Source organism: Phenylobacterium sp., assembly GCF_035309685.1.
Lineage (GTDB): Bacteria > Pseudomonadota > Alphaproteobacteria > Caulobacterales > Caulobacteraceae > Phenylobacterium.
Map to the genome: position 1 here is coordinate 40,407 of NZ_DATGEX010000067.1, position 25,250 is coordinate 65,656.

Annotated in this window: 29 protein-coding genes; 16 read left to right on the plus strand and 13 right to left on the minus strand. The window is 68.0% G+C overall.

The window, feature by feature from the left end; all coding sequences use genetic code 11:
- Positions 1 to 25: 25 nt before the first annotated feature.
- The 4 genes from VKQ35_RS21485 (at position 26) to VKQ35_RS21500 (ending at position 2,098) form a co-directional block, all read left to right on the plus strand.
- Complete coding sequence (locus VKQ35_RS21485) at positions 26 to 436, plus strand: DUF1489 domain-containing protein (RefSeq protein WP_324364970.1); 411 nt, start codon at positions 26 to 28, stop codon at positions 434 to 436.
- 112 nt (positions 437 to 548) lie between these two features.
- On the plus strand, positions 549 to 1,382 hold the full coding sequence (locus tag VKQ35_RS21490; protein WP_324364972.1) for a division plane positioning ATPase MipZ: 834 nt from the start codon (positions 549 to 551) through the stop codon (positions 1,380 to 1,382).
- Between the two features lie 5 nt (positions 1,383 to 1,387).
- Entirely contained in the window at positions 1,388 to 1,822 is a 435-nt protein-coding gene (locus VKQ35_RS21495; RefSeq protein WP_324364974.1) for a J domain-containing protein, read from the plus strand.
- Positions 1,823 to 1,918: 96 nt separating this feature from the next.
- A complete protein-coding gene (locus VKQ35_RS21500) occupies positions 1,919 to 2,098 on the plus strand; it encodes a hypothetical protein (protein ID WP_324364977.1) in 180 nt (59 codons plus the stop codon).
- Positions 2,099 to 2,104: 6 nt separating this feature from the next.
- On the opposite strand, the gene VKQ35_RS21505 is transcribed toward VKQ35_RS21500, so the two are convergent.
- The gene (locus VKQ35_RS21505; protein WP_324364979.1) at positions 2,105 to 3,379 is read right to left on the minus strand and encodes a D-alanyl-D-alanine carboxypeptidase; all 1,275 of its coding nucleotides are present in this window, start codon (positions 3,377 to 3,379) and stop codon (positions 2,105 to 2,107) included.
- Positions 3,380 to 3,702: 323 nt separating this feature from the next.
- Here VKQ35_RS21505 and VKQ35_RS21510 point away from each other — a divergent pair, with 323 nt between their 5' ends.
- The 4 genes from VKQ35_RS21510 (at position 3,703) to VKQ35_RS21525 (ending at position 6,666) form a co-directional block, all read left to right on the plus strand.
- Positions 3,703 to 4,140 carry a TIGR01841 family phasin gene (locus tag VKQ35_RS21510; RefSeq protein WP_324364981.1) on the plus strand — a complete coding sequence of 146 codons (438 nt, stop codon included), beginning with the start codon at positions 3,703 to 3,705 and terminating at the stop codon, positions 4,138 to 4,140.
- Between the two features lie 146 nt (positions 4,141 to 4,286).
- Complete coding sequence (locus tag VKQ35_RS21515) at positions 4,287 to 4,748, plus strand: RidA family protein (RefSeq protein ID WP_324364983.1); 462 nt, start codon at positions 4,287 to 4,289, stop codon at positions 4,746 to 4,748.
- Positions 4,745 to 5,506, plus strand: coding sequence for a glycerophosphodiester phosphodiesterase (locus tag VKQ35_RS21520; protein WP_324364985.1), 762 nt, complete (start codon positions 4,745 to 4,747; stop codon positions 5,504 to 5,506). Before VKQ35_RS21515 ends, VKQ35_RS21520 begins: the two co-directional genes overlap by 4 nt.
- Positions 5,503 to 6,666, plus strand: a complete 1,164-nt coding sequence (locus VKQ35_RS21525; protein WP_324364987.1) for a GNAT family N-acetyltransferase — start codon at positions 5,503 to 5,505, stop codon at positions 6,664 to 6,666. Before VKQ35_RS21520 ends, VKQ35_RS21525 begins: the two co-directional genes overlap by 4 nt.
- A gap of 58 nt (positions 6,667 to 6,724) precedes the next feature.
- Here the strand turns inward: VKQ35_RS21525 and VKQ35_RS21530 are convergent, their stop codons facing one another.
- Positions 6,725 to 7,390, minus strand: a complete 666-nt coding sequence (locus tag VKQ35_RS21530; RefSeq protein WP_324364989.1) for a PEPxxWA-CTERM sorting domain-containing protein — start codon at positions 7,388 to 7,390, stop codon at positions 6,725 to 6,727.
- Positions 7,391 to 7,528: 138 nt separating this feature from the next.
- Positions 7,529 to 8,128: a DUF4287 domain-containing protein gene (locus VKQ35_RS21535; protein ID WP_324364991.1), complete on the minus strand. Its 600-nt coding sequence runs from the start codon at positions 8,126 to 8,128 to the stop codon at positions 7,529 to 7,531.
- A gap of 56 nt (positions 8,129 to 8,184) precedes the next feature.
- On the opposite strand from VKQ35_RS21535, the gene VKQ35_RS21540 reads away from it, so the two are divergent.
- Positions 8,185 to 8,622 (plus strand): HIT family protein, encoded by a 438-nt coding sequence (locus VKQ35_RS21540; protein WP_324364993.1) that lies wholly within the window; start codon positions 8,185 to 8,187, stop codon positions 8,620 to 8,622.
- Here the strand turns inward: VKQ35_RS21540 and VKQ35_RS21545 are convergent.
- Positions 8,619 to 8,789 (minus strand): hypothetical protein, encoded by a 171-nt coding sequence (locus tag VKQ35_RS21545; RefSeq protein WP_324364995.1) that lies wholly within the window; start codon positions 8,787 to 8,789, stop codon positions 8,619 to 8,621. The genes VKQ35_RS21540 and VKQ35_RS21545 overlap by 4 nt on opposite strands.
- A 171-nt stretch (positions 8,790 to 8,960) precedes the next feature.
- Between VKQ35_RS21545 and VKQ35_RS21550 the strand changes: the two genes are divergently transcribed.
- Positions 8,961 to 9,665, plus strand: a complete 705-nt coding sequence (locus tag VKQ35_RS21550) for a hypothetical protein (protein ID WP_324364997.1) — start codon at positions 8,961 to 8,963, stop codon at positions 9,663 to 9,665.
- Positions 9,666 to 9,733: 68 nt separating this feature from the next.
- Here VKQ35_RS21550 and clpA read toward each other — a convergent pair whose 3' ends face one another.
- The 4 genes from clpA to VKQ35_RS21570 form a co-directional block, all read right to left on the minus strand.
- The gene (gene clpA, locus VKQ35_RS21555; protein ID WP_324364999.1) at positions 9,734 to 12,064 is read right to left on the minus strand and encodes an ATP-dependent Clp protease ATP-binding subunit ClpA; all 2,331 of its coding nucleotides are present in this window, start codon (positions 12,062 to 12,064) and stop codon (positions 9,734 to 9,736) included.
- Positions 12,065 to 12,070: 6 nt separating this feature from the next.
- Positions 12,071 to 12,400 (minus strand): ATP-dependent Clp protease adapter ClpS, encoded by a 330-nt coding sequence (gene clpS, locus VKQ35_RS21560; protein WP_324365001.1) that lies wholly within the window; start codon positions 12,398 to 12,400, stop codon positions 12,071 to 12,073.
- 150 nt (positions 12,401 to 12,550) lie between these two features.
- Complete coding sequence (locus VKQ35_RS21565; protein WP_324365003.1) at positions 12,551 to 13,822, minus strand: DNA polymerase IV; 1,272 nt, start codon at positions 13,820 to 13,822, stop codon at positions 12,551 to 12,553.
- Entirely contained in the window at positions 13,819 to 14,718 is a 900-nt protein-coding gene (locus VKQ35_RS21570; protein ID WP_324365005.1) for an ROK family protein, read from the minus strand. Before VKQ35_RS21570 ends, VKQ35_RS21565 begins: the two co-directional genes overlap by 4 nt.
- A 107-nt stretch (positions 14,719 to 14,825) precedes the next feature.
- On the opposite strand from VKQ35_RS21570, the gene VKQ35_RS21575 reads away from it, so the two are divergent.
- A complete protein-coding gene (locus VKQ35_RS21575) occupies positions 14,826 to 16,898 on the plus strand; it encodes a M13 family metallopeptidase (protein WP_324365007.1) in 2,073 nt (690 codons plus the stop codon).
- A 7-nt stretch (positions 16,899 to 16,905) separates the two neighbouring features.
- Here VKQ35_RS21575 and VKQ35_RS21580 read toward each other — a convergent pair whose 3' ends face one another.
- Positions 16,906 to 17,373, minus strand: a complete 468-nt coding sequence (locus VKQ35_RS21580; protein WP_324365009.1) for a hypothetical protein — start codon at positions 17,371 to 17,373, stop codon at positions 16,906 to 16,908.
- Between the two features lie 95 nt (positions 17,374 to 17,468).
- Here VKQ35_RS21580 and VKQ35_RS21585 point away from each other — a divergent pair, with 95 nt between their 5' ends.
- Positions 17,469 to 18,911 carry a pyridoxal-phosphate dependent enzyme gene (locus VKQ35_RS21585; RefSeq protein WP_414692376.1) on the plus strand — a complete coding sequence of 481 codons (1,443 nt, stop codon included), beginning with the start codon at positions 17,469 to 17,471 and terminating at the stop codon, positions 18,909 to 18,911.
- Positions 18,912 to 18,932: 21 nt separating this feature from the next.
- On the plus strand, positions 18,933 to 20,096 hold the full coding sequence (locus VKQ35_RS21590) for a cystathionine gamma-synthase (RefSeq protein ID WP_324365010.1): 1,164 nt from the start codon (positions 18,933 to 18,935) through the stop codon (positions 20,094 to 20,096).
- Here the strand turns inward: VKQ35_RS21590 and VKQ35_RS21595 are convergent.
- A complete protein-coding gene (locus VKQ35_RS21595; protein ID WP_324365012.1) occupies positions 20,089 to 20,700 on the minus strand; it encodes a hypothetical protein in 612 nt (203 codons plus the stop codon). The two genes, VKQ35_RS21590 and VKQ35_RS21595, sit on opposite strands and share 8 nt — an antisense overlap.
- Before the next feature lie 169 nt (positions 20,701 to 20,869).
- On the opposite strand from VKQ35_RS21595, the gene VKQ35_RS21600 reads away from it, so the two are divergent.
- A complete protein-coding gene (locus tag VKQ35_RS21600) occupies positions 20,870 to 21,235 on the plus strand; it encodes a response regulator (protein ID WP_324365013.1) in 366 nt (121 codons plus the stop codon).
- Positions 21,236 to 21,239: 4 nt separating this feature from the next.
- Entirely contained in the window at positions 21,240 to 22,604 is a 1,365-nt protein-coding gene (locus VKQ35_RS21605) for a PleD family two-component system response regulator (protein WP_324365015.1), read from the plus strand.
- Here VKQ35_RS21605 and VKQ35_RS21610 read toward each other — a convergent pair.
- From VKQ35_RS21610 to VKQ35_RS21620, 3 genes are all read right to left on the minus strand, one after another.
- Positions 22,601 to 23,398: a phytanoyl-CoA dioxygenase family protein gene (locus VKQ35_RS21610; RefSeq protein ID WP_324365017.1), complete on the minus strand. Its 798-nt coding sequence runs from the start codon at positions 23,396 to 23,398 to the stop codon at positions 22,601 to 22,603. The genes VKQ35_RS21605 and VKQ35_RS21610 overlap by 4 nt on opposite strands.
- A 90-nt stretch (positions 23,399 to 23,488) precedes the next feature.
- The gene (rpmG, locus tag VKQ35_RS21615; RefSeq protein WP_111458827.1) at positions 23,489 to 23,656 is read right to left on the minus strand and encodes a 50S ribosomal protein L33; all 168 of its coding nucleotides are present in this window, start codon (positions 23,654 to 23,656) and stop codon (positions 23,489 to 23,491) included.
- Positions 23,657 to 23,766: 110 nt separating this feature from the next.
- Positions 23,767 to 24,486, minus strand: coding sequence for an NUDIX hydrolase (locus VKQ35_RS21620; protein ID WP_324365022.1), 720 nt, complete (start codon positions 24,484 to 24,486; stop codon positions 23,767 to 23,769).
- Positions 24,487 to 24,583: 97 nt separating this feature from the next.
- On the opposite strand from VKQ35_RS21620, the gene VKQ35_RS21625 reads away from it, so the two are divergent.
- Entirely contained in the window at positions 24,584 to 25,243 is a 660-nt protein-coding gene (locus tag VKQ35_RS21625; protein WP_324365024.1) for a TMEM175 family protein, read from the plus strand.
- Positions 25,244 to 25,250 lie beyond the last annotated feature (7 nt).

The window sequence follows — 25,250 nt, forward strand, 5'->3', positions numbered from 1 at the left end:
CAGAGTCGCGTCCTAATCCAGGGTCATGGCCCTGCACATGATTAAGCTGGTGGTCGGTTGCGACACCGTCGAGGGACTGCTCGAATGGCGCGCGAGCCATTCCCAGCCCGCCGACCCCTGGATTCTGCGCACCCGCCAGACGCCCAAGCGGGCGGCGGAGATGATCGACGGCGGCTCGGTCTATCGCGTGTTCAAGGGCATGATTCTTTGCCGCCAGGCGGTGCTGGACGTGAACACGGTCGGCGAGGGCGTCACCGCTCGCTGCGAGGTGACGCTGGACCCCGAGATCGTGCGCGTGACGCCGACGCCCAGGCGGGCCTTCCAGGGCTGGCGCTATCTGGAGCCGAAGGACGCGCCGCCCGATCTGGCGCAGGACGGCTTCGGCGACGTGCCGCAGGAACTGGCGCGCCAGCTGCGCGAAGTCGGGGCCTGGTAGCCTAGGCTTCGTCCACAGGCCGCGCGGATCGGCGCGTTGACGCGAGTCCGCCAGGCGCGCTCCCCTAGCTCCAGGTGATTCGGCCCAGGCTGAGTCTTGAGGAGTGCTGAACATGGGCCAGGCCAGCGTCATTGTGGTCGGCAACGAGAAAGGCGGGGCCGGCAAGTCGACCATCGCCATCCACACCGCCACCGCCCTGTTGCACGCGGACGCCAAGGTGGCGATCCTCGACCTGGACCTGCGCCAGCAGTCGACCTCGCACTTCTTCGCCAACCGCAAGGCGTGGACGGCGGCCAACGACGTCGTCGCGCCGATGCCCATCGAGCATCCGCTGAGCGCCGACGGGGCGGCGCTCGCCAAAGCCACAGACGCCGAGGCGCTGGCGCGCTTCGAGGAGGCGTTCGACGACGTCAGTCAGAACGCCGACTTCGTGCTGATCGACACGCCCGGCAGCGACACCGCCATCAGTCGCGCCGCCCACGGCCGCGCCGACCTGATCGTCACCCCGATGAACGACAGCTTCGTCGATTTCGACATGCTGGGCGTGGTCGATCCGGTGACCCTGGAGCTCAAGCGCCACAGCCTCTATTCCGAGACGGTCTGGGAAAGCCGCAAGGCCCGCGCCATCAAGGACCGCAAACAGATCGACTGGGTGGTGCTGCGCAACCGGCTCGCCCCCACCGAGGCGCGCAACCGCAAGCGCCTGGAAGAGCGGATCGAGACGCTGTCCCGCAAGGTCGGCTTCCGCATCGGGCCGGGTCTGCGCGACCGGGTGATCTACCGCGAGCTCTTCCCCTTCGGCCTGACGGTGGCGGACCTGTCGCCGGCCATCCGCCCGGTGGTGATGTCGCTGCAGCACGTGGCGGCGCGCCAGGAATTGCGGGCGTTGATGACCGCGCTTGGCCTCTCGGGCTTCTCCGACGCAGAGCAGATCGCCGCGGAATAGGGCCGATGATCTACCTGGCCATCGGGGCCGCGATCCTGTGGCTGCTGGTGGGTCTTGGCCGCAGCCAGCGGCTGTTTCCACGCCGCGAATGGCGCTTCCTCTCGGGCGTCGTCGCGCTCGCCGCCTTCGCCGGCGCCGCCTATGCGGGCCTGCGCGGCGTCTGGGAGATCTCGGTCATCCTGGCCCTGATGGGCCTGTGGCTGATCACTACGGCGCGGATCAGCGCCCCGCCGCCGGCCGCCGCCGCTCCGCCGTCGCGCTCCCGCGAGATGGACCTGGAGCAAGCCCGTTCGATCCTGGGCGTGGGCGCCGAGGCGACGCCCAAAGAGATCAAGGCGGCCCATCGGCGCCTGATCCGCATGGCCCACCCGGACAAGGGCGGCACGACCGGGCTGGCGAGCCAATTGAACGCCGCGCGCGACCGGCTGCTGGGCGAATAAATTCCGCCGAACCCACGGAGCTCGCGGCTCGGACGAATGGGCGCTGCGGCCAAGCTTGGTCGGGAACTCGACTCGCGGGCGCGTCGTTGAAAATCCATGGACCGTCGCCCGCCTCAGGAATTCGCTGGGGACCGTGAACCCCAACTCACGGCGGACGAGATCGAGCGGCTGATGAGCGGTCCGATCAAGGAGTGGCCATCAATCATCATCGTCGGCGACGAGGACGTGGTTGGCTACAACCCGCCGCGGCCGCATCCGGCAGGGGCGGACGGCTAGCCCCGATCAGGCAGGCTCGATCACCATGCAGGCGAGGCGCCGGGCCTTCAGCGCATGGCAGGCGTCCTTGGCGTCGGTCTCGGTGAAGCCGGTGAACACCGCCTTGTATTTGCGGCCCACCTTGTCGGCCGCGCCCCGGACGCCGTCGAACTTGTCGGCGAATTTCTTCTCGACGAGCGCAATCTGGGCATGGGCGTCGGATTTCGAACGGAACTCCCCGACCTGGACGGCCCACTTGGCCTTGGCCTCATGTCCCTTGCGGCCCATGACCTCAAGCTTGCCGGCCTGGGCGCGCGGCGCGCCGGTCAGCTGAATCCGCAGGCTGTCCTGGTCGCCGTCGCCCTGTTCGACAGGCGCGCGCACGATCGGGCCGTTGAGCTCGGTCGGCTCGAACTGGTTCTGGGCCACGACGATCTTCTCGCCCATCGCGCGGCGATGCATGACGCTGAAGCCGGTCTGCAGCAGGTCCTCGGCGTTCTGGTCGCGCGCCACCCGCGTCGGGCCGCCCATCACCACCACGATCAGGCGGCGGTTATCCTTCACGCCGGAAATCGCGATGTTGAAGCCCGACGCATTGGTGAAGCCGGTCTTCAGGCCGTCGACGCCAGGCCCCAGCAGGTGGTTGTGGCTGCCGATCTCACGGCCCCGGAAGTCGAAGGCCTCCAGGCTGAAGTAGTGATAATACTGCGGGTAATCCCGCATTACCGCCCGCGACAGGATCGCGATGTCCCGCGCCGTGGTGATGTTGCGGCTGTCGGGCAGGCCGTTGGCGTTGGCGAAGTGGGTGTTCTGCATGCCCAGCTCTTGGGCGCGGAGCGTCATCAGTGCGGCGAAGCGGCTTTCGGTGCCGCCGATCTTCTCGCCCATGGCCACCGCGGCGTCGTTGGCCGACAGCGTGGTCATCGATTCGATGGCTTCGTTGACCGTGATCGAGTCGCCCGGGCGCACGCCCAGCTTCGACGGCGCTTGCGCGGCGGCGTGCGGCGAGAAGGGCACCCGGTCATCGAGGTGCAGCTTGCCGGAGGCCAGCGCCTCATAGGTGAGATACAGCGTCATGATCTTGGTGATCGACGCGGGGTAGCGCGGGCTGTCGGCGTGCTTGGCGTAGAGGATTTCGCCCGACTTCGCGTCCACCACGACCGCAGCATATTTTGTCTGCGACGCGGCCAGCAGTTCCTGGAAGTTAGGAAGCTGCGCGCTCGCCGGGGTCGCGAGGGAGGAGAGGGCGGTAGCGGCGGCCAGACCTAACGCTAGGAACAGGCGGCGGGCGGGCTGGATCATGCTTCGTCCGTCGAATCAAAGGTTTGCGAACGGCCGCTGGACCGCCCTTGAATCTTCGTACCATGACAGCCCGAACCTGAAATTAGAGTAAACAGGAGTTGAACGGGCTCTTTTGTCGCGGTGCGTCCCACACGCCCGAAAAGCGGCTCTCCCTGAGAGGAGATCACGCCATTGTGCACTGCACAAAAAATCATTGACTGCTGCACTGCAACATGAGACATAGCCTCTGCGTTTATCGGGCAATCGCCCTCGAATCACCAGTTGCCCCCGCTTTTCAGTTGCACTGCGGCGCGAGCCGCGCACCCAAACCAGGAGACGATCAAATGGCCGCCGCCGCTGACGCCGTGAAGACCACCGTCGACCAATTCACCGCTGCTTCCAACGTCGCCTTCAAGGACGGCGTCGAAAAGACCCTCGCCGCGCTGAACGACGCCAACGCCCATTCCAAGAAGAACCTGGAAGCCGTCGTCGCCTCGGTGACCGCCGCCACCAAGGGCGCCGAAGCTCTGGGCGCGCAGGCCATGGCCTACTCGAAGACCTCCTTCGAGACCCAGGTCGCCGCCGCCAAGTCGCTGACCGCCGCCAAGAGCGTGCAGGAAGTCGTCGAACTGCAGACCTCCTTCGCCAAGACGGCGCTGGAAGCCTACATGGCTGAAATGGGCCGCATGTCCGAGACCGTCTCGGCCTCGGTGAAAGACAGCATGAAGCCGCTGAACGAGCGCGTGACCGCTATGGTCGAGCGCCTGCAGGCCGCTCGCTAAGCCGCGCAGAGACCCCCAAGTGCAGTAAGGCCCCGCTTAGCGTATGGGGTTGAAGGGCCGGAGCATCGGCTCCGGCCCTTTTCGTTTCCGGGATCCGTTCTTTTGGGGTCTGTTCTCTGGGCGGACGGGGCGCTAGACGTTGCCCCATGTCCCAGATCGAAGACCGACTGGCCGCCGCGGGCGTCGTCCTGCCGCAGCCCAACGCCCCCGTCGCCAACTACGTCCCGTTCGTGCGGGTCGGCGATCTCATCCACATCTCCGGCCAGGTCTCGGTCGACGCCAACGGCGGGATCAAGGGCGTGGTCGGCGAGGATGTGGACCTCGCCACCGCCACGGCCGCGGCCCGGCTCTGCGGCCTGTCGCTGCTGGCGCAGATGCGCGCGGCCTGCGAGGGCGACCTCGACCGCGTCGTTCGCGTGGTGAAACTGAACGGCTTCGTCCAGGCGGGGCCCGGCTTTTTCGAGATCCCCAAGGTGATCAACGGCTGCTCCGACCTGATGGTCGAGGCGTTCGGCGACGCCGGGCGGCACGCGCGCTCCGCGGTGGGCGTCTGCCGGCTGCCGATGAACTTCGCCGTCGAGGTCGATGCGGTGGTGGCGGTCCGGTGAAGGATCGTTTCGGGGAGGCCTGGGAGAGGCTCTTCGACCCGCCGGTCGCGCACCGCGGGCTCTGGAGCCCCGACGGCCCACCGGAGAATTCGCTGGGCGCCTTTCAGGCCGCCTGCGCCGCCGGCTTCGGTATCGAGCTCGACGTGCAGCTCTCCGCCGACGGCGAGGCCATCGTCTTCCACGACGACGACCTGAAGCGGATGACCGGCCAGCCGGGCCGCATCGCCGACCACACGGCCGCCGACCTTGTCCAGATGCGGCTGAAGGGCTCGGACGAGCGGATCCCGACGCTCGCGGAAGCCCTGGTGGAAGTCGGCCACCGGGCCATGGTCCACGTCGAACTCAAGACGCCCTATGGCCAGGTCGGGCCGCTGGAGCAACGGACCCACGAGGTCATCATCGATCACAATGGCCCGATCTGCGTGATCGGCTTCAATCCCTACTCCCACGCCTGGTTCGCCGAGCGGTTTCCCGGCGTCCTGCGCGGCCTAGACTCCTATTCCTACAAGCGCGCGCCGCACATGGACGAGGAGCAGCGGGCGAGCTTCGCCAGGCTCGAACACGTCGCCATCGCCAAGCCGCACTTCCTGGCGCTTGGCCTGGACATGCTGCCGAGCCACATCGCCAAGGGCTTCCGCATCGAGGGCTTGCCGGTAATCGCCTGGACGGTCCGCAGCCAGGACCAGTGGGAGGCGGTCCGCGCGGACTGCGACAACCTGATCTTCGAAGGCTTCGACCCCACGGTGAGTGTGGCGTGAGCCTGAAACCGGCGGTCAGGGTCTGCCGGCGCATCGCCGAGATTGGCCGCGAGGCCTGGGACGCCTGCGCGACCAACCCGGCCTACGCCGGCAACCCCTTCATCCGCTACGATTTCCTGGACGCCCTGGAAGAGACCAACTGCGCCACCGAGCGCACGGGCTGGGGGCCGCAGCACCTGGCCATCGAGGACGGCGAGGGCCGGGTCGCCGCGGTCATGCCGCTCTACCGGAAGTCCCACAGCCAGGGCGAATACATCTTCGACCATGCCTGGGCCGACGCCTATGAGCGGGCGGGCGGCCAGTACTACCCGAAACTGCTTTCCGCGGCGCCGTTCACGCCGGCCACCGGCGCGCGGCTGCTGGCGCGTCCGGACGTGGATGCCGAGGAGGCGCGGAGCTTCCTGCTCGGCGGGGCCCTGACGCTCTGCGAGCGCTACGGCTCGTCCTCCTTCCACGTCAATTTCCCCACCGAGGACGAGTGGCGCTGGATGGGCGCGCAGGGCCTGGCGCTGCGCGAGGGCCAGCAATACCACTGGGAGAACCGCGGCTACGCGGGCTTCGACGACTTCCTGGCCGCGCTCTCATCCGGCCGGCGCAAGACCATCCGGCGCGAACGTCGCGACGCGGGCGAGGGGCTGGAGATACTCTGCCTGACAGGCCGCGACCTGACGGAAGAGCACTGGGACGCCTTCTTCGGCTTCTACATGGACACCGGCTCTCGCAAATGGGGCCGCCCCTATCTCAGCCGCCCGTTCTTTTCGCTGCTGGGCGAGCGGATGGCCGAGCGGGTGCTGCTGGTCATGGCGCGGAAGGAGGGCCGTTGGATCGCCGGCGCGCTCAACCTGATCGGCGACGATTGCCTCTACGGCCGCAACTGGGGCTGCGTCGAGGACGTGCCCTTCCTGCATTTCGAGCTCTGCTACTATCAGGCCATCGAATGGGCGATCGGTCGGGGCTTGGCGCGCGTCGAGGCCGGCGCCCAGGGCCAGCACAAGATCGCCCGCGGCTATCTCCCCAGGCCCGTCTACTCCGCCCACTACATCGCTGACCCAGCGCTGCGCGGTCCCGTCGAGCGCTTCGTCATGCAGGAACGCGCGGGCGTCGAGCAGGAGATGGAGTGGCTGGCGGAGGAATATTCGCCGTTCAAGGCGGAGACCTAGACAGAAAAAGGGCCGCCTTTCGGCGGCCCCTTCCGATCACCGTCTCCGGCGAAAAGGTCTAGGCGGTGAGCGCTGCGGCGCGGCGCGAACGGCGCATGAGCGCGCCGAGGCCACCGAAGCCGACCAGCATCATCGCCCAGGTCGCGGGCTCCGGCACGGCGCCGCCGACGGTATAGTCGAGACGGCCATCGCCGAAATCTCCGAAGTAATTCCACGACGAGCTCGTCGGACCGCCGTTCGAGTTGTTCCACACGAAGTAGTTGAAGCCGCCGCCGCGCGAGCCGGTCGGCATGACCGTCGCGCCCTGACCGTCGTTGTTGGCGCCGAAGACGCTGAGGTAAGCCACATAGATGTTGCCAGCCGTCACGGACACGTCCGGCGAGAAGGTGTAGCCGCCGCCGTGGTCCGCCGCGACAGTGCCGCTGGAGTAAAGGTTGCTGGTTTCGCCGCAGCCGAAGGTGAAGGTATCTCCACAGTTCCAGGCGCCGATGCCGCCGTAGAGCGTGCCACCGATCGGGCTGCTCAACTCCATGGTGAAGCTGGTCAGTTGCCCGGAGGCCTGGGCGGTGAACACTTCGCCGTAGGTTTGGGTGTCCGGGAAGCCGAAGTCGCCAATCGCCCCGATGTCCGGACCGTTGGAATAGGTCTGCGCGCCGGCGGCGGAGGCCACCGTCAGCAGGGCGACCGCTGCGGCGGAGGCCAGAAGAAGCCGGGTCGTGTTCATTATCGTGTCCCCACAGTGCGACAGTGCGCCAACCGCCCGACCGTCGAGCGTTACCGGCATAACCGCCTCTGGCACAAAGAACACCGTTAGGATTCTGTTCGCAATTCGATTCCCCCGGCGGGCGAGTCGGCGTTCGCTTCAGGAGCGATCCCAAGCCGCCTTCAGCAGGGCGGTCACCGACCTATCCACCGCCGCGGCATTCTCCAGCAGCAGCTTGGACTTCAGCCGCTCCGACCAGCTCTCGTTCTTCGGGACCTCCAGCCGCGGGTCGGCGTCAGGGGCCACTGCGAGACCCAGCGAGGCCTTACCGCCCTTGAGCGGCTTCACCGAGGCGAACTGGAATTCGCGGGAGAAGGCGGTGAACTGCTTGCGCTGGCCCATGACCACGTCGGGGAGGGCGGTGGCGGCCGCCTGCACCGCCTCCAGGATCGCGCGCGACGCCGGGTCGGTCCACAGGGCGTCGCGCAGGGTGTCGCCCTCGGCCCAGCCGCCGGTCTCGCTCGGGAAGGCCACCGACAGCACGTGCATGGCGCGGTTCTGCAGCAGGCCGTAGTTGGCCTTGAACCAGGCGGCCTGGGCGCGGGGCTTAGTCTCCGGGCAGGTCCTGGCGATCGCCACCCATTCGTCGAGCGTCTTGCCGGTGTCCCGCTCCAGGCTCGCCTGTACCGAGGCGAACCACTTCTGCTGGCGGGGCGACAGACCGGACGGTGGAGCAGGCGGTTTGGTGTTGGCGGCCATCGTTCCAACCTCGCGGGCGATTTGCTACGACCTGAGCGACCTCAGGAGCGCGGCGCATGAGCTTGGACGGGACCTACGACGACGGCAATATCTTCGCCAAGATCCTGCGCGGCGAGATGCCGTCCGCCCGGGTGTTCGAGGACGAGCACGTCTACGCCTTCATGGATGTGTTCCCGCAGGCGAGGGGCCACACGCTAGTGATTCCCAAGCACTCGACCGCGCGCAACCTGCTGGACGAGGAACCGGCGGTGCTGTCGCCGCTGATCCTCGGGGTCCAGCGGGTGGCGCGGGCCGTGCGCGCGGCGCTCAAGCCCGACGGCATCGTGGTCACTCAGTTCAACGGCGCGCCGGCCGGCCAGACCGTCTACCACCTGCACTTCCACATCATCCCGCGCTGGGAGGGCGTGGCGCTCGGCCGGCACGGTGAGGGCGGCATGGCCGATCCGGCCGAGCTGAAGGCGCTGGCCGAGCAGATCGCGGCGCAGATCAGCTAGCGCCAGTGGCCGGGGATCCATTCGCCGGCGGCGTCGTGGTGGCCCGGAATCCAGTTCTCGCGCTCTTCGATCACGCGCGGATGCGGGCCGCCGCTATAGACGACACAGGCGGAAAGGGCGGTGGCCGCAAAGGTCATCGCCAGGATCGTCAGGATGGTCTTCTTCACGGGAGTATCTCCTTCAGCAAGCCGGGCTTTTGCAGCCCACGGCCACGCTAGGTTCGCGAAGCTGAACCGTGGGCGAGGCGCGCGGTCAGCCACGGTTCATCGGCCGTTGACAGGCGCACCGGCTCGGTCCAACAGTTCACCAAATGGGAAACTAATGGGGCGAGCTGAGTCATGTTCGAACATTCCAAGACACTGGCGGCAGGCGCAGGCCTCGTGGCTGTGGCGCTGTCGGGGGCCGCCGTGGCGGCCCAAGGCTCCTATCCAGCCATGGCGCCGATCGAGAAGTACCGCACCGCCGATGAGGCGGCCTTGGCCCGCACCGCTGCGCCGTCCTCGATCTCCAAGGACGCCACGGTCCTGGTGCTGGGCGCTCACGGCTATGAGACCGCGGCCAAGGGCGCGAACGGCTTCGTCTGCATCGTCGAGCGGGGTTGGGCCAACGACTTCAACCATCCGGACTTCTGGAACCCGAAGGTGCGTGGGCCGATCTGCTTCAACGCCGCCTCAGCCCGCTCGGTCCTGCCGACCTACCTGAAACGCACCGAATGGGTGCTGGCCGGCGCGACGAAGCCGCAGCTGCTCGAGAAGACCAAGGCGGCCATCGCCGCGCACCAGATCGCCGCGCCGGAGCCGGGGTCGATGTGCTACATGCTGTCGAAAGGCGGCCACCTGGGCGACGAGGCCAACGGTCCCTGGCATCCGCACCTGATGTTCTTCACGCCCCGCCTGCCGGCGTCGGCCTGGGGCGCCGGCGCCGCGGGCTCGCCGGTGATGGGCGGCGACGAGGGCGGCGTCGACCCGGCGACGACGTTCATGGTGCCGGTCGCGAAGTGGTCGGACGGTACGCCGGATGCGCCGATGAAAATGGCCCACTGACGAACCACCGCAACGAAAAAGCCCCGGGCGCGAACCCGGGGCTTTCCTGTTTCTGAGGCCTGAGAGCCCTAGTCCACCGTGAGCGGCGCGACCTCGCCTTCCTCGGCGGGGCTTTCGATGACCGGCGCGCCCGGTTCGCGGGTCTCGCCTTCGATGTCGAAGGCCAGCTTGCCGTCGCGCAGCACCACCTTGACGTGCCCGCCTTTGACCAGCTTGCCGAACAGGATCTCGTCGGCCAGCGGCTTCTTGATGTTCTCCTGGATGACCCGGGCCAGCGGCCGGGCGCCGTAGAGCTCGTCGAAGCCGTTCTTGGCAAGCCAGTCGGCGGCGTCGTCAGTCGTCTCGATGGTCACGTGACGGTCGGCGAGCTGGGCTTCCAGCTGCATCACGAACTTCAGCACCACCTGCTTGATGATCTCCGGCGTCAGCGACTTGAAGGCCACCACCGCGTCGAGGCGGTTGCGGAACTCCGGCGTGAACACCCGCTTGATCGCTTCCTCGGCCTCGTCGTCCTGCTTGCCGCGGCCAAAACCGATCGAGTTGCGCTGCGCGTCGGCGGCGCCGGCGTTGGTGGTCATGATCAGGACCACGTTGCGGAAGTCGATCTTCTTGCCATTGGAGTCGGTGAGCGCCCCGTGGTCCATAACCTGCAGCAAGATGTTGTAGACGTCCGGGTGCGCCTTCTCGATCTCGTCGAGCAGCACGACCGCGTGCGGATGCTGATCGACCGCATCGGTCAGGAGACCGCCCTGGTCGAAGCCCACATAGCCGGGCGGCGCCCCGATCAGCCGGCTCACCGTATGGCGCTCCATATATTCGCTCATGTCGAACCGCAGGAGTTCGATGCCGAGCGTGGAGGCGAGCTGGCGGGCCGTCTCGGTCTTACCGGTGCCGGTCGGGCCGCTGAACAGGTAGCAGCCGATCGGCTTGTTCGCGTCGCGCAGGCCGGCCCGGGCCATCTTCATGGCCGACGACAGCTGGTCGATGGCGTCGTCCTGGCCGTAGACCGCACGCTTCAGGTCGGCCTCGAGCTGCTTCAGCGCCTCGGTGTCGGTCTTGGAAACCGACTTCGGCGGGATGCGGGCGATCTTGGCGACGACGGCCTCGACCTCCTTCAGGCCGATGATCTTCTTCCGCTTGCCCTCGGGCAGCAGCATCTGGCTCGCGCCGGCCTCATCGATGATGTCGATGGCCTTGTCCGGCAGCTTGCGGTCGTTGATGTACTTGGCCGACAGTTCCACTGCCGCCTTGATGGCGTCGTTGGTGTAGCGGAGCTTGTGGAACTCCTCGTAGTAGATCTTGAGCCCTTTCAGGATCTTGATCGTGTCGTCGATCGTCGGCTCGTTGATGTCGATCTTCTGGAACCGGCGGACCAGCGCGCGGTCCTTCTCGAAGTGCTGGCGGAACTCCTTGTAGGTCGTCGAGCCCATGCAGCGCAGGGTGCCTGACGCCAGCGCCGGCTTCAGCAGGTTCGACGCATCCATCGCCCCGCCGCTCGTGGCGCCCGCGCCGATCACCGTGTGGATCTCGTCGATGAACAGCACCGCGTCCGGGTGGTTCTCCAGTTCCTTGACCACCTGCTTCACGCGCTCTTCGAAGTCGCCGCGGTAGCGGGTGCCGGCGAGCAGCGAGCCCATGTCCAGCGAGAAGATGGTCGAACCGGCCAGGACCTCAGGCACCTGGTTGTTGACGATCTTGCGGGCCAGGCCCTCGGCGATCGCGGTCTTGCCGACGCCGGGATCGCCGACCAGCAGCGGATTGTTCTTCGTCCGCCGGCATAGGATCTGGATGCAGCGCTCCACCTCGGCCGAGCGGCCGATCAGCGGGTCGACCTTACCCTGCTTGGCCTTCTCGTTGAGGTTGACGCAATAGGCCTCCAGCGCCTCGCCGCCGGTCTTGACGGTGGGCTTGTCCTCGTCGTCTGAGGCGCCCTTCACCGGCTTGGATTCGGTGGCGCCGGCCTTCTTGGCGATGCCGTGGGCGATGTAGTTTACCGCGTCATAGCGGGTCATGTCCTGCTCTTGCAGGAAGTAGGCGGCGTGGCTCTCGCGCTCGGAGAAGATCGCCACCAGCACATTGGCGCCGGTGACTTCCTCGCGGCCGGAGGACTGCACGTGGATCACCGCGCGCTGGATCACCCGCTGGAAGCCGGCGGTGGGCTTGGCGTCCTCGCCGTCGTCCACGACCAGGGAGCGCAGTTCGGTGTCGACATAGTTGGTGAGCGTGGTGCGCAAGGCGCCCAGGTCCACATCGCAGGCGCGCATCACGCCGGCGGCGTCCTCGTCATCGACGAGCGACAGGAGAAGATGCTCGAGGGTCGCGTATTCGTGCTTGCGCTGGTTGGCATAGGCCACCGCGCGATGCAGGGATTCCTCAAGGGGACGCGAGAATGAAGGCAAAGGCCTCTAGTCCTTTTCCATGGTGCACTGCAGCGGGTGCTGATGCCGCCGCGCCGTATCAACGACCTGGGCCACTTTTGTTTCCGCCACCTCGTAGGTGAACACCCCACAGACCCCCACGCCGTGTTGATGGACATGGAGCATTATGCGAGTCGCGTCTTCGCGCGACTTATTGAAGAACTGCTCAAGCACATAGACGACGAATTCCATAGGCGTGTAGTCGTCGTTCAAGATCAGCACTCGATACATCGAGGGCTTTTGCGTCTTGGGCTTGGTTTGAGTGACCACTGCCGACCGAATGCCGGTATCCTGGTCGCTCACCTTCCGTTCGGCCATCTAGTGAATCTCCTGCCGGCGCTGCCGTGACGCCGCCATTCGATTAGATATGCAACTCGCATCCATTTGGAAGGGTCGAATCGTCACGGTGGCCAGCGAAACCGTGCGGGACTCGCGCCTGGGGCGAGGATTTGGCGGGAAAACCCGGACCTAGTCGGTTTTCGCCGCGCCTTTTGCCCGGAAAATGCGCCCGGAGGTCACCGCGCCGGCGCCGAACTTCGCGCGGATGGCGTCCAGCGTCTTTTCGCCGGCCAGGGCTTTGCGCTCGTCGCCGGCGAAGAAATCGTCCTCGACGGCGTCGGCTTCGATCAGGTCGGCCAGGCCGACACCGATCAGTCGGTAGGGCCGACCCGTCGCTTCCCTGGCCAAGAGCTCGCGGCCGACGGCGAACAGGGTCTTGGCGGTCTGGGTCGGCACGGGAATCGTGCGGCGGCGCGTGTGGATCTTGAAATCGGTGGTCCGCAGTTTCAGCGTGACCACCCGCCCGGCCAGGCCGTCGGCGCGGGCGTGGCGGGCGACCTTCTCGGCGAGTTCGGCCAGCACGTCCTCCAGGTCGCCGAGCGCCGAAAGATCCTCGTTGAAGGTGGTCTCCGCGCTGATCCCCTTGCGCTCTTCGCTGGGATTGACCGCGCGGCTGTCCTGCCCGTGCGCCAGGCGGGACAGGCGCAGGCCGTGCGATCCGAACCGCTCGGCGAGCGCCTTGACATCGGCCTTGGCGAGGTCGCCGACGGTGCGGAAGCCGGATTTCTCCAGGCTAGCGACCATCGCCGGCCCGACGCCCGGCAGGATGCCCACCGGCCTGGGCGCCAGGAAGGCCTGGGCCTCCGAGCCGATCACCGAGAAGCCGCGCGGCTTGTCCAGGTCGGAGGCGACCTTGGCCAGGAACTTGTTGGGGGCCAGCCCGATGGAAACCGTCAGCCCCGTCTCGGCTTCGATCCTGGCCTGCAGCTTCGCCAGCGTGATCGCCGGCGGCGCGCCGTGCAGCCGCTCGGTGCCGGAAAGATCCATCCAGGCCTCGTCCAGCGACAGGTTCTGGATCAGCGGCGTCAGATCGCCGGCCATGCCCAGGATCTGTTTGCTGGCCGCCCGGTACTTGGTGAAGTCCGGCTTGATCACCACCGCCTCGGGACAGAGCTTCAGCGCCTTGAACATCGGCATGGCCGAGCGGACGCCCTTGATGCGGGCGATGTAGCAGCAGGTGGTCACCACGCCCCGCTTGCCGCCGCCGACGATCACCGCCTGGTCGCGCAGCTCCGGCCGGTCGCGCTTCTCCACGCTGGCGTAGAAGGCGTCGCAATCCATGTGGGCGATGGCCAGTGTCGCCAGGTCCTCGTGCGCCACGATCCGCGGGCTGGCGCAGATGGGACAGCGGCGCACCGCCTGCTCGCCCTGCCAGAAGCAATCGCGGCAGAAGGCCTTCATCCGCCCGGCTCCAGGGGCCAGAGCCAGGCCGCGCCGCGCACGCCGGACGAGTCGCCATGCACGGCCTTTCTGACTGGCGTCGTGTTGGCGTCGGAGAAGGTGTAGCTCTCGATGGCGGCGGGCAGGCGCGGGTAGAGCGGCTCGACGTTCGACATGCCGCCGGCCAGAACGATCACGTCGGGATCGACGATGTCGGCGATCACCGCCAGCCCGCGCGCCAGCCGGTCGATGTAGTCGTCGAGCGACACGACCGCCCGGGGCTCGCCCCGTAGCGCCGCCGCGACGATGGCCTGGGCGTCCTCGCCGGTCCCGTGGGCGCGCGCGAAGCCGGGCCCCGAAATCCAGTTCTCCAGGCAGTTCAGCCGGCCACAGAAGCAGCCGGGCCCCGGCAGTTCGTCGGGCCTGGGCCAGGGCAGGGGCGTGTGGCCCCACTCGCCGGCGATGCCGTTGTGCCCGGCCAGCACCTGGCGGCCGACGGCAATCCCCGAGCCGCAGCCGGTGCCGATGATCACCCCGAACACCACATGGCTGTCGGCGCCCGCGCCGTCTGTGGCCTCCGACAGCGCCAGGCAGTTGGCGTCGTTGGCGATCCGCACCGGCCGGCCCAGCACCCGCTCGATATCCGCCTGCAGGGGCTTGCCGTTCAGGTGTGTGGTGTTGGCGTTACGGATCATGCCGCTGACCGGCGAGGGCGAGCCCGGGATGCCCAGGCCGATGCTGGCGTCGCTGACACCCGCCTCACGCTCCGCTTCGGCGATCAGGTCGCGGACCGTCTCAAGGCTGGCCTCGTAGCTCCCCGGCGAGGCCGCACGGACGCGGGCCTGGAAGCGCCCCTCAGCGTCCAGCGCCGCCGCCTCGATCTTGGTGCCGCCAAAGTCCACGCCGATCCGGATCATGGGCCCGGTATAGCTGATTTGAGCGCCCGTCGCGGCGGCGGCGCGTGTCGCTGGCGAACTGCGGACGCCCCGTGGACAGAGCGTTGCGAGCCGCTAGGTTGGCCGCCATGAAACGCACCCCGACCCTGCTGGCGCTCAGCGCCAGCCTGACGCTCGCCGCCTCGGCCGCGAACGCCCAACCGCCCGCCGCGCAGTCGCTGGCCAACACCCATCCGGCCGGCCTCGACCTCGCCGGCATGGACCGCAACGTGAAGCCGGGCGACGACTTCTTCGCCTATGCCAACGGCCATTGGCTGGCGACCACCGAGATCCCCGCCGACCGTTCGAGCTGGGGCGTCGGCGCGGAGTTGACCGAGCTCACCACCGCGCGCACCCAGGCGCTGATCCAGGGCGCCGCCAAGGCCAAGCCCGGCACAGAGGCGCGCAAGATCGGCGACTACTATCTGGCCTATCTCGACGAGAAGAAGATCGAGTCCCTGGGCCTCAAACCCCTGCAGCCGACGCTGGCCCGCATCGCGGCCATCAAGGACAAAAAGGGCCTGGCCGCCGAGTTCGGCCGCGAACTGCGCGCCGACGTCGACGCGCTGAACTCCACCAACTTCTACACCGACCATCTGTTCGGCCTGTGGGTGGAGCAGGACCTGAACGACACCAAGCGCTATGCGCCCTACCTGCTGCAGGGCGGTCTGGGCATGCCCGACCGCGACTTCTACCTGTCAGACAGCCCGCGGATGGAGAAGATCCGCGCCGCCTACAAGGCCCACATCGCCAAGGTCCTGAGGCTGGCGGGCAAGAAGGACGCCGACGCGCAGGCGCAAAGGATCTTCGACCTGGAGACCGCCATCGCCAAGGCGCACGCCCCGCGCGGCGATTCCGAGGACGTTCTGAAGGCCAACAATCCCTGGGCCCGCGCCGACTTCGCCAGGAAGGCGCCTGGCCTCGACTGGACCGCCTACTTCACCGCCGCGGGGCTGCAGGCGCGCCCGCAGTTCATCGTCTGGCATCCGGGCGCGGTGACCGGCGAGGCGGCTCTGGTGGCGAGCCAGCCGCTGGAAACCTGGAAGGCCTATCTCGCCTATCTGCAGATCAACCACTACTCGGGCGTCCTGCCCAAGGCCTTCGCCGACGAGCGCTTCGCCTTCTACGGCACGACGCTGTCGGGTACGCCGCAGCAGCAGGCGCGCTGGAAGCGGGCGGTCAATTCGACCAACAACGCGCTCGGTGAAGCGGTCGGAAAGCTCTACGTCGCCAAATACTTCCCGCCGGAAGCCAAGGCCAAGGTGCAGGCCATGGTGGGCGACCTGATCGCCGCCTTCCGGGTGCGGATCGAGAAACTCGACTGGATGGCGCCGGCCACCAAGGCCGAGGCGGAGCGCAAGCTGTCGACCCTCAAGGTCGGCGTCGGCTACCCCGACCACTGGATCGACTATGCCAGCCTGAAGGTCGTGCCGGGCGATGCGCTCGGCAACGCCCAGCGCGCCGAGATGTTCGAGTACCGTCGCAACCTCGCCAAGTTCGGCCACCCGGTCGACCGCGGCGAATGGGCGATGACGCCGCAGCTGGTCAACGCCGTGAACCTGCCGGTGCGCAACGCGCTGAACTTCCCGGCCGCGATCCTGCAGGCGCCCTATTTCGACGTGCGCAATCCGATCGCCATGAACCTCGGCGCCACCGGCGCCACCATCGGCCACGAGATCAGCCACAGCTTCGACGACCAGGGCGCCATGTTCAACGCCGACGGCCAGCTGAAGAACTGGTGGACGCCGGCCGACCTCGCCCACTTCCAGGCGTCGGGCAAGGCGCTGGCGAAGCAGTTCGACCAGTATCACGCCTTCCCGGACCTGCCGCTGAAGGGCGAGCAGGAGCTCAGCGAGAACATCGCCGACATCGCCGGCCTGAACGCCGCCTACGACGCCTACCGAATCGCCAACGGCGGCAAGGAAGGGCCGAGCCAGCAGGGCTTCACGGGCGACCAGCAGTTCTTCATCGCCTTCGCCCAGAGCTGGCGGGCCAAGTTCCGCGAGGCGCTGATCCGCCAGATCGTGGTCACCGACGGCCATGCGCTGGACGAATTCCGCGCCGACACCGCGCGCAACATGGACGCCTGGTATCCGGCCCTGAACGTCAAGCCAGGCGAGAAGCTCTACCTCGCGCCCGCCGATCGGGTCCGCATCTGGTAGCGGCAGCTCAGGCCGGCACGCCGGCCTTGGCGAGGTTCACCTTGGGGATGGCGGCGTGGAACGGCCGGGTCTTGGCCTTGTCGCGCGCCAGCTCCGCCCAGGCCGCGGCGAAGGCGGCGGGCGTGCGCGGCTGAACAGATGTCGGGGCGAACCGGACCGCGCGGCCCTTCATCGCCGCGGCGAGCTGCGTCCAGAGGTCGAGGTCGCTGTCGGGCGCGCCGCCCGCGTCGGCCAGCTGGCGGGGGATCGCCAGCACCGCGGCGCTGGCGCTCCGCACCTCGACCGTCGAGCCGGCCGGCGCGCCTTTGAGGGCCTCGATCAGCCCGGCCAGCGCGATCGGCGCGGCGGCCGGCGCGCGGTCACCGCCGGCCACGCCGGAAAGCGCGCTGCCTTCGGCCAGCACAAAGGCCCAGCCGCCGGCGCGGAACGCCGCCTGATGAGAGATTTCGACCCAGATACGGATGTTGATGGACATGGGCGTGCCCTAGCACCTTCGGCCGGTTGGGGAATAGCCACGCGGCCGGCGCATCTCAGCGCAAGGATGTTGCGTTGAGCCCATGTGGGGTAGTGATGGCCGTTCGCACGGAGTCGGTTCTGAAGATGATTCCCGCCGCCAAGACCTCCGCCCCCGAGACCCACGCGCCCGCACCGGTGACCTCGGCCCTCGACCTGATCGGCCGCACCCCGGTGCTGGAGCTGACCGGCATGTTCGACACCGGGCCGTGCCGCCTCTTCACCAAGCTGGAGAGCGCCAATCCGGGCGGGTCCATCAAGGACCGCATCGCGCGCACCATGATCGAGGCGGCGGAAGCCGACGGCCGCCTGAAGCCGGGCGGCACGATCATCGAGGCCACCGCCGGCAACACGGGCCTGGGCCTGGCGCAGGTGGGCATCCTCAAGGGCTACCGGCTGGTGCTGGTGGTGCCGGACAAGATGGCGCGCGAGAAGATCCAGCACTTGAGGGGCCTGGGCGTCGACGTGCGCATCACCCGCAGCGACGTCGGCAAGGGCCATCCGGACTACTACCAGGACATCGCCCAGCGCCTGGCCGACGACATGCCGGGCGCGGTCTACATGAACCAGTTCAGCAATCCGGCGAACCCGCTGGCCCACGAGACAACCACCGGCCCCGAGCTCTTCGAACAACTCGACGGCGACGTCGACGCCATCGTGGTCGGCGTCGGCTCCGGCGGCACGCTGTCGGGCCTTGGCCACTACTTCGCCCGCGTCAGTCCGAAGACCGAGATGGTGCTGGCCGACCCGGCGGGCTCGATCCTGGAGCCCCTGATCAACCGCAATGAAACGGTCGTGCCAGGGTCCTGGATCGTCGAAGGCATCGGCGAGGACTTCGTGCCCGACAACTGCGACCTGGACCTAGTGAAGATGGGGAACGCCTTCTCGGTCACCGACCGCGAGAGCGTGCAGGCGGCCCGCGACCTCCTGTCCAAGGCTGGCGTGCTCGGCGGCTCGTCCTCAGGGACCCTGCTGGCGGCGGCGCTGCGCTACTGCCAGGCCCAGACGACGCCCAAGCGGGTGGCGACCTTCGTCTGCGACAGCGGCAACAAGTACCTCTCCAAGGTCTTCAACGACCATTGGCTCTCCGACCAGGGTCTGACCGACCGGCCGATCACCGGCTCGCTGCGGGACCTCGTGGCCCGCAACGCCCAGCTGGGCGGCGCCGAGACCGTCGGCCCCGACGACACGCTCGACACCGCCTACAAGCGGATGCGCACCGCCGACGTCAGCCAGCTGCCGGTTCTCGACGACGGACGGCTGATCGGCCTACTGGACGAGAGCGACCTCCTGGCCGCGGTCGAAGGCGGCCACGACCGTTTCAGCGACCGCGTGGCCAGCGCCATGGTCGCCAAGCTGAACACCCTGCAGGCCAATGAGCCCCTGGACGCCCTCATCCCCATATTCGAACGTGACGAGGTGGCCATCGTCCTCGAAGGCCGCGAGTTCTTGGGCCTGATCACCCGCGTCGACCTGATCAACCACCTGCGCCGCGCTTAAGGCCGGCTGCTCGGAGACACCATGACGGACGGTTCCAATCGCCTGGCGTTCGAGACGCGGGCGATCCACGGCGGCCAGCAGACCGACCCGACCACGGGCGCGGTCATGGTGCCGATCTACGCCACCTCGACCTACGCCCAGGAAAGCCCGGGCGTGCACAAGGGCTTCGAGTACAGCCGCAGCCACAATCCGACCCGCTACGCCTTCGAACGCTGCGTCGCCGACCTGGAGAGCGGCGTGAAGGGCTACGCCTTCGCCTCGGGCCTGGCCGCCATCGGCACGATCCTGGAACTGCTCGACGCCGGCGCGCATGTGATCGCCTCGTCCGACCTCTACGGCGGCTCGTTCCGGCTGTTCGACAAGGTGCGCAAGCGCTCCGCCGGCCTGACGTTCAGCTTCGTGGACCTCGCCGACATGGCCGCCGTCGAGGCCGCGGTCACGCCCAAGACCCGGCTGATCTGGGTCGAGACGCCCACCAACCCGATGCTGCGCCTGGCCGACCTGGAAGCCCTGGCGGCGCTCGCCAAGTCGCGGGGCATCCTGATCGCCGCCGACAACACCTTCGCGAGCCCCTACTGCCAGCGGCCGCTGGAGTTCGGCTTCGACATGGTGATGCACTCGACCACCAAATACCTGAACGGCCACTCCGACGTGGTCGGCGGCGTGGTCGTGGCGGGGAAGGAAGGAGAGGTCGCCGACCAGCTGACCTTCCTGCAGAACGCCGTGGGCTCTGTCGCCGGCCCCTTCGACAGCTTCCTGGCGCTCAGAGGCGTCAAGACGCTGGCGCTGCGCATGGAGCGCCACTGTTCCAACGCGCTCGCCATCGCGGAGCACCTGGAGGCGCACCCTGCCGTGAAGCAGGTGATCTATCCGGGCCTCGCCAGCCATCCGCAGCACGAGCTCGCCAGGCGCCAGATGCATGGCTTCGGCGGCATGGTCAGCGTCGTCCTCGACCGTGACCTGCAAGGGACTCTGCGGATGCTGGAGCGCACCGAGCTCTTCACCCTCGCCGAGAGCCTGGGCGGCGTCGAAAGCCTGATCGAGCATCCGGCGATCATGACCCACGCCTCGATCCCGCCGCACGTGCGGGAGGAACTCGGCATCTCCGACGCCTTCATTCGCCTGTCCGTGGGCGTCGAAAACGTCGACGACCTGATCGCCGACCTGGAGCAGGCGCTCAACTGATCGCGGCCTCGATCGCTTCGCCCAATTCCGCCCAGTCGTCGATGCGCGGATGCCGCTCCGACCGCGGCGCGAGCGGGCGCAGGCGCAGGTCCGCCACGTGCTGGAAGGTCGCCGTCGCCGGTGAATGCGCGGCCACCGAATCCAGGTTCGGGATCAGGTCGTCCACAAAGGCGGTCTTGCCGCGCGTCTGGGCGGTGAGGGCGGCGGTGATCGGCCCCTTCGGCCCGCTCGACAGGATGAGCGCCTCCGGCAGGCCGTGCTTCTTCAGCCAGTCCCCGCGCAGCTGTTCCGCCGAGGCGGGCGCGTTCGAGAGGATCAGGATCTCCGCCCTGGCCCTCAGCCGCCGCAGCGCCTCGACCGCGCCCGGCGCCGGCTCAAGCTCGCCGCAACCGCTGGCGAAGAAGTCGTCGAACAGCTGGCGCCCCTCGGCCAGGTCGACGTTCTCCACTGCGCCCGGCCGGTAGATGTTCTGGAACAGCGCGAATCGCTCGAACCGCAGCTCATAGCCCCGCTCGGCGATCCAGGCGCCGAAGCCCAGCATGAACAGCCCCAGCACCTCGTCCACGTCGACGATCACCAGGGGGCGGTCGGTCGCGAGTCCCAAGCGCTCCAAGGAGGGGTTCTGGAGGCTCGGCGCGCTTGGCTGGGCGGCAGGGTCGGCCACGGACTCTCCTTGGGCTAACGAAGTTTAAGGATATCCATGGGATGAACAAACCAGGGTGGGGCAGTCCGCGAGCAGCGCGGGATCCACGAACTGAAGAGCCGGGTCCTAAATGGCCAAGAAGGTCCTCATCGTCGAGGATAACGAGCTGAACATGAAGCTCTTTCATGATCTGCTCGACGCCCAGGGCTACGAGACGCTGCAGACCCGTGAGGGGCTTCAGGCGTTGGCGTTGGCGCGCGAGCATCGGCCCGACCTGATCCTGATGGACATCCAGCTGCCGGAGATCTCGGGCCTCGAGGTCACGAAGTGGCTCAAGGAAGACGACGACCTGGCCTCGATCCCCGTCGTGGCGGTCACCGCCTTCGCCATGAAGGGCGACGAGGAGCGGATTCGCGAGGGCGGCTGCGAGGCCTACATCTCAAAACCGATCTCGGTCGTACATTTCCTTGAAACTATCCGCCGCCTGATGGGCTGACCCGATGTCCGCGCGTATCCTTGTGGTTGACGACATCGAGGCGAACGTCCGCCTGCTGCAGGCCAAGCTCGAAGCTGAGTACTACGAGGTGCTGACCGCGCCCGACGGCCCGACCGCGCTGATCGTCGCGGCCGCCGAAAAACCCGACATCATCCTGCTCGACGTCATGATGCCCGGCATGGACGGCTTCACCGTCTGCCGCCACCTGAAGGACGACCTCGAGACCCGCCACATCCCGGTGGTCCTCCTGACCGCCCTGGACGGCCGCGCCGACCGCGTGGCGGGGCTGGAGGCGGGCGCCGACGACTTTCTGACCAAGCCGATCGACGACGTCATGCTGTTCGCCCGGGTGCGCAGCCTGACCCGCTTGAAATCGGTGATCGATGAGCTGCGCCAGCGCGAGGCCTCGGGCCGGCGCATGGGGGTGATCGCCGGCGTCGCCTCGCGGCTCGGCGGTTCGGGCGGCCGCATCCTCATCGTCGACGACCACGAACGCCAGGCTCAGCGGGTCTGCGCGGAACTGGCCATCGACCATCGACCGGTTGTCGAGACGACACCGGAGACCGCCATGCTGGCGGCGCGCGGGCCGGTCGACCTGATCATCATCAACGCCGCGGCCAAGAGCTTCGATGGCCTGCGCTTCGCCGCCCAGATCCGTTCGGACGAGCAGACCCGCAGCCTGCCGATCCTGGCCATCGTCGACTTCGACGAGCGGCCGAGGCTGGTGAAGGCGCTGGAGATCGGCGTGAACGACGTCTTGCCGCGCCCGATCGATCCGCAGGAGCTGGCCGCGCGGGTGAAGACCCAGATCCGCCGCAAGCGCTACACCGACTATCTGCGCGAGAACCTCGACCAGTCGCTGGAACTGGCGGTCACCGACCAGCTCACCGGCCTGCACAATCGCCGCTACATGGAAAGCCAGCTGGACGCGCTCGTCCGCCGCGCGGTGGTCGGCGGCTCCGATCCTGTCGCCCTGCTGGTCATCGACATCGACCACTTCAAGAAGATCAACGACAGCTTCGGCCACGGGGTCGGCGATGAGGTGCTGCGCGAGTTCGCGGTGCGTCTGGCCTCCAACGTCCGCGCCATCGATCTGCCGGTCCGCTTCGGCGGCGAGGAGTTCGTGGTGGTGATGCCGGAGACCGAGCTTTCCCATGCCCACCGCATCGCCGAGCGCATCCGCCTGCATGTGGCCGGCTCGCCCTTCCGCGTGATGGGCGGCGAGGAGCTGTTGACCGTCACCATCTCCATCGGCGTCGCCGCGAGCCTCGCCGAGGACACCCCGCTCAAGCTGGTCAAGCGGGCGGACGAGGCGATGTACGAAGCCAAGGCCCACGGCCGCAACCGGGTCATCGCCAAGGCCGCCTAGTAGGCCGAGCTCCACGCCTTCGGATAGATCGTCTGGGTCAGCGCCAGCCGGGGCGTGTCCAGCACATTGGCCGAGCCGTTGTGCAGGGCGTGCGGGTGCATCAGCCAGACGTCGCCAGGCTCGCCGGTGATCTCCTCGACCTGCAGCGGCACGCCGTTCGCTACCGTCTCGGCGCCCATGAACCTCGCGATGCGGTCTTCGCCGCGTTTCGGCGAGCCCATCAGGTCCGCGAACCACGGATGCTCGCCCGCCAGGGCCTGACGCACCTCCTGAGAGCTCATCCGGTCGTGACGCCGCGCCGCCAGGGCCTCGACCGCGCGGTGCGAGCCGGCGGCCACCAGGGTCCCGCCGCCCTGCGGCCGAAGCGGCGCCAAGAGGACGAAGATCCGTCCGACGATCAGGCCGGGGTGCTTCGGCGCCGGCGACAGGTCCAGATGCCAGACCTTGTGGGGCAGGGCCCAGGGCTTGCCGGGCGTCGGGCAGCAGACCAGCGGAAGGCCCCAGCCGCCCGGCTCGATCCAGGCGCCGCGCCCGATCAGCTCGTCCAGGATCGCCCGCACCTCGTCCGTCGCCATGGCGTTGAAGGCGCCGGTCTTCTGGAAGGCGCCGAGCTGCGCGGGCCGCTCAGCGGTCCAGGTGGCCGGCTCGCCGTGGCGGATGCCGTGCCTGCGGGCGAGTTCGCCCCAGAGCCGGTCGGCCAGGGTCTCGGCGTCGGCGCGGGCGATCAGGCCTTCGAGGCGAACGAGGCCACGCTCGTCGAAGCGCCGACGCTGATCGCGGGAGAGTGCAGGCATCTCAGAGGCCTCTCAAGAGGGGCCAGCCCAAACGAAAAACGCCCGGGCTGACCCGGGCGTTTTCAGAAACCAATCAAAGGTTTGACTAAGCTACTTGATCTTGCCTTCGCGGAATTCCACGTGCTTGCGCACGACCGGGTCGTACTTCTTCATGACCAGCTTGTCGGTCTTGGTGCGGGCGTTCTTCTTGGTGACGTAGAAGAAGCCGGTGTCCGCCGACGAATTCAGGCGGATCTTTATGGAGGCGGGCTTCGCCATGGCGGGTCCTTGGGCGGGGCCGGACGGGCGGGCCCGCGGCTAGGTGTTCGAAGAGCCGCGGAAAATACGAATCCGCGGCCTAAAGTCAATGGCGTGCGGCGAATGAGCCGCTAGAGCTTGTCGGGCCGCATGGCGCCCTGACGGAACCGCATGAAGGGCTTGGGCCGGCTCGGATCGTCCATCCGCAGCACCGCTTCCTTCAGCATCATCCGGGTGACGGTCGGCAGCGGGAGGCTCTGCGCCTCGTCGAAATCGACCCAGGCGATCTCTTCCAGCTCGCCGCAGTCGGCCTGGCGGTCGAGGCTCATCAGCCGCTCCGCGTCGGCCAGCAGGAACCAGGTGTCGAAGCGCTTGCCGACGCTGGGGGGCGTGATGGCGCGCGCGATCACGTCCACGGCGGCGAGGTCGGCCAGCGCGCCCTGCGCCACGAAGTCCCGCCAGGGCCCGGCGGCGGGCCGCACAGGCGCGGGCTGGGCCAGTAGCAGACCCGTCTCCTCCCAGGTTTCTCGCACGGCGGCCGCGGCGAGCGCGCGCCCCCGGCCGGCCGGCAGATAGGCGTCGAAGACGGCGGCGACGTCCGGTTTCATCTCGGTCGCGGCAGGCGCGCGGTAGTCGGAGCGGTCGATGCGGCCGCCCGGGAACACCCAGCGGTCGGGCATGAAGCTGTGGCCGCCGTGGCGCTTGCCCATCAGCACGCGCGGCTTCTTCGCATCGCGGCGGATGATCATTACGGTGGCGGCGTTCTTCGGCCGCACGGCGCGGGCGCCCGGGACCCTCGGCGGGCCCTCGGGCTTTCTGGTCATGGTCTCGGCGGCGGCGTCATCGGTCATCAAACAACTGTATGGCCGCGCGCCGGGCGAAGGGAAGGGCGCCTTTGCGGAAGCCGGCGGCGCGCGGCATCATGCCCCTGCGAGTTCGGGGAGCGTCATGAGCGACAGCGGCGAGAGCAACGTCACCAAGCACGAGACCATCGACGAGCGGCTGCTGAACCGCGTGATCTTCTTCACCGACGCGGTGTTCGCCATCGTCATGACCTTGATGATCCTGGACCTGCGGCCACCAGCTTTCGCGAGCGTGGCAGGCAATGACGCAGCCTTGCAGAGCATGGCCGGGCACTTCTTCGCGCTCGTCATGAGCTTCGTGGTGATCGGGGTGTTCTGGATCGCGCACCTGGCGACCACGCGGCGCCTGCGCCACTTCGATTGGCCGACCGCCGTGGCCAACCTGGCCTTCATGTTCCCGGTCTGCCTGATCCCCTTCGCCACGGCCTGGTGGGGCAGGGACCTCAACGCGCCGTTCCCCTGGGGAATGTACTGCGGGGTCATGCTGGCGAGCTCGCTAGCGAACCTCGCCCTGGTGCTGACGGTTTCGCGCGACGGCGGGCGGCTGATGGGCGGCTGCACGCCGCGCGAGAGGCTCTACCGCGCGGCCCGCGCCGCCAGCCCCGGCGTCGCCTTCGGCCTCGGCATCGTCCTTCTGCTCTTCCACCGGCTGCACTGGGCGCAGTTCAGCTTCGTGCTGATCCCGCTGCAGATCGCCCTCTATGCGCGGTTCCTGAAGCCGGCGGCGGCGTCCAGCCCGGCCTAGCGGCCCC